This is a genomic window from bacterium (assembly GCA_040755795.1).
GTDB lineage: Bacteria > UBA9089 > CG2-30-40-21 > CG2-30-40-21 > SBAY01 > JBFLXS01.
This window is the reverse complement of record JBFLXS010000532.1, coordinates 1-2,345: the sequence shown is the minus strand read 5'-3', so window position 1 is coordinate 2,345 and position 2,345 is coordinate 1. Positions and strand designations below refer to the sequence as shown.

Genomic DNA, 2,345 nt, shown 5'->3' with positions numbered 1-2,345 from the left:
TAATATAAGTTAACAACCAGATTTTTTTATTTAGATATATTTATCCTCCTAATCAGAGATTGCTTTTAAATATTCTTCATAAGTTCCTTTAAAACAGCCTGCTTTATAATCACCTATATATTGATGAATAAGTTCATAACTGCATAATTCCCTGTCATCCTCTATATCAGGCTCATATCCTTCTGGATAACCATCCATAATCTCCTGAATAGATAATCTATAACCAAAAATACGAAGAAGCATCACCAAATTTTCAAGAGTCAAACCTCTTTCGCCTGCAAATATACGACTAACAGAACTCTTTTTAAGACCTAATATCTTACCTAAAAACTCAAAACTATATTTTTTTGCTTTTCTAAAAGCATCTATTTGAAGTAAAAAATCTTTACTACTACGGAAAGGTATATTAAAAGGTTCTTTACTTATTATATTACCATTTTCATCATATTCTATAATCAATTTAACCCCTCCATTTTTGACATTATAACACATAGTTACCCATCGGTCAACTATTTTTTAAGAAACCAATCCCAGAGCCATTAATTGACTAAATAAAGAAACCTCCTCTTTTTGAATTTCCTCAATTAAGGCAGAAGTATAATCTCTTATATTCTTATAATAATCCAATCTTTTCATTATTTCCTGCCACTTATCGAATAACTCGACATCTGACATCTTAATCACTCCTCAATCCTGAAGTTTTTACTTCAGGGAATAAAAAACTCAAAACTGACTTATCAACTGGTTCATCCTTCTCCGATTTCGGAGAAGGGAATTTTAAACTCAAACTTTTTTCTGCCCGAAAAAAGATTAATACAATCAGGAAAGCACCGAAAAGAAAACCTTTTTCATCAGCACACAATAATAAACACAGGCGGCTAGGTATGGGCGGCCGTAGGTGACGCCCGTAAGGCCCTCTTGGATGTGGATAAGCTATGGATAAGTCCAAATCTGCGGAAACAGCCCGTCCTCCGATTTTGGACTTACCCACAACTTAACCACAACAGAGGGCAAAAAGACGTCAATTGAAGCCGCCAGTAAACGCCGCTTTTTGTATACATTTAAACCCTTGTAAATACTAATGTATACGTGTATACAATGTTAACATTTAGACCCTTGCAAACACTAATGTTAACACGTTAACAATGTTAACACCTCCGTTCCATTATATGATAATAACCAAAAATTCGACCAGGCACATCATTTTGCATACCAGAGGTTAATTCCCAAGAGGCACATAAATTATAATGGTCTATAATACTATCATTGAATTCATCCTCACAGACAATTGACTCAGGTCTAACGATATTTTGAGAACAAGAAAACGCCCTATCATTTGCACATTCAACGATTGTTTTTCTATCGAATTGTTCACCGGAAAGGTATTTTTTGAGGTATTTTGAGAGGTAATTAACAAACTTAAATTGACTATTACCCTGTCGAATATTATCATTTATTTTCAGACGTTCCGCATCTATCCAACCTTCGACACCTGTTAAATCTCCGTGCCAGATCTCCGACCATTTTTCATTACTCAAAAAAGGCACATCAAAGAGGATCACGTGTAAATGAAGGCGTGAATATGGAGGCTGTTGAAACTCTTTTATCCAGACATATTTTATTATCTGCTTTTTAGTTTTATAAAATTCCCAGTTAAGGCGTTTAATGAACTTTTTGAAAGCATCCATACATTCCTCATTTGTAACATTTTCACGAAACGTAAGAGTAATAAATTTATGACTGTTCTTTTCGTGAGTTATAACAGAAGATATATTACATAATAGAAGCCGCCGAAGAACTGAACGAGTACGAGAAATAGAAGCATTTGAACGAGTATAATTTTCCTGTGTGGTTTTATACCGGAGGACTGGAGTTTGAATTAAATTTTTATACTTCTTATTTATAGAAGTACTAATTTCTAAAAAATTACCGCAGGTGTGTATTTTTCTTCTGAAAGAAATTGCTCTTTTTTGTCTATGCTCAAAATCATTATGTTTATTTATTATTCTTCTCTGAAATTCTTTTTCGCCAGTTGTGTTATCTATATTAAAATTAGAAGCACACTTCGAGCAATAAGAATATCTAAGATGAATTAATTCCCCGCACTTACAATGATGTAATAAATTTTGTTCCTGTTCACTTTGACAGAATGTTAACATATATGTTAATATATCTATAGTTTTTAATTAATTTGTTTTTCTGGAGTTAACTTATACGTTAATATAAGTTAACAACCAGATTTTTTTATTTAGATATATTTATCCTCCTAATCAGAGATTGCTTTTAAATATTCTTCATAAGTTCCTTTAAAACAGCCTGCTTTATAATCACCTATATATTGATGA

At 32.4% G+C, this 2,345-nt stretch carries 4 protein-coding genes; all 4 read right to left on the bottom strand.

Annotated elements, in window-relative coordinates; genetic code table 11:
• Nucleotides 1–48: 48 nt before the first annotated feature.
• The 4 genes from AB1414_19330 to AB1414_19315 all read right to left on the bottom strand — a co-directional run bounded on the left by AB1414_19330 (nt 49) and on the right by AB1414_19315 (nt 2,159).
• Nucleotides 49–459 (bottom strand): helix-turn-helix transcriptional regulator, encoded by a 411-nt coding sequence (locus AB1414_19330; GenBank protein ID MEW6609566.1) that lies wholly within the window; start codon nt 457–459, stop codon nt 49–51.
• Between the two features lie 57 nt (nt 460–516).
• Entirely contained in the window at nt 517–675 is a 159-nt protein-coding gene (locus tag AB1414_19325; GenBank protein ID MEW6609565.1) for a hypothetical protein, read from the bottom strand.
• Nucleotide 676: 1 nt separating this feature from the next.
• The gene (locus AB1414_19320) at nt 677–991 is read right to left on the bottom strand and encodes a hypothetical protein (GenBank protein ID MEW6609564.1); all 315 of its coding nucleotides are present in this window, start codon (nt 989–991) and stop codon (nt 677–679) included.
• Nucleotides 992–1,148: 157 nt separating this feature from the next.
• Nucleotides 1,149–2,159 carry a hypothetical protein gene (locus AB1414_19315; GenBank protein MEW6609563.1) on the bottom strand — a complete coding sequence of 337 codons (1,011 nt, stop codon included), beginning with the start codon at nt 2,157–2,159 and terminating at the stop codon, nt 1,149–1,151.
• Between the last annotated feature and the right edge of the window lie 186 nt (nt 2,160–2,345).

Bases quoted from the DNA above. Each gene is read 5' to 3' on its own strand.
- AB1414_19315 (MEW6609563.1), bottom strand. From the start codon at position 2,159: ATGTTAACATTCTGTCAAAGTGAACAGGAACAAAATTTATTACATCAT.
- AB1414_19325 (MEW6609565.1), bottom strand. From the start codon at position 675: ATGTCAGATGTCGAGTTATTCGATAAGTGGCAGGAAATAATGAAAAGA.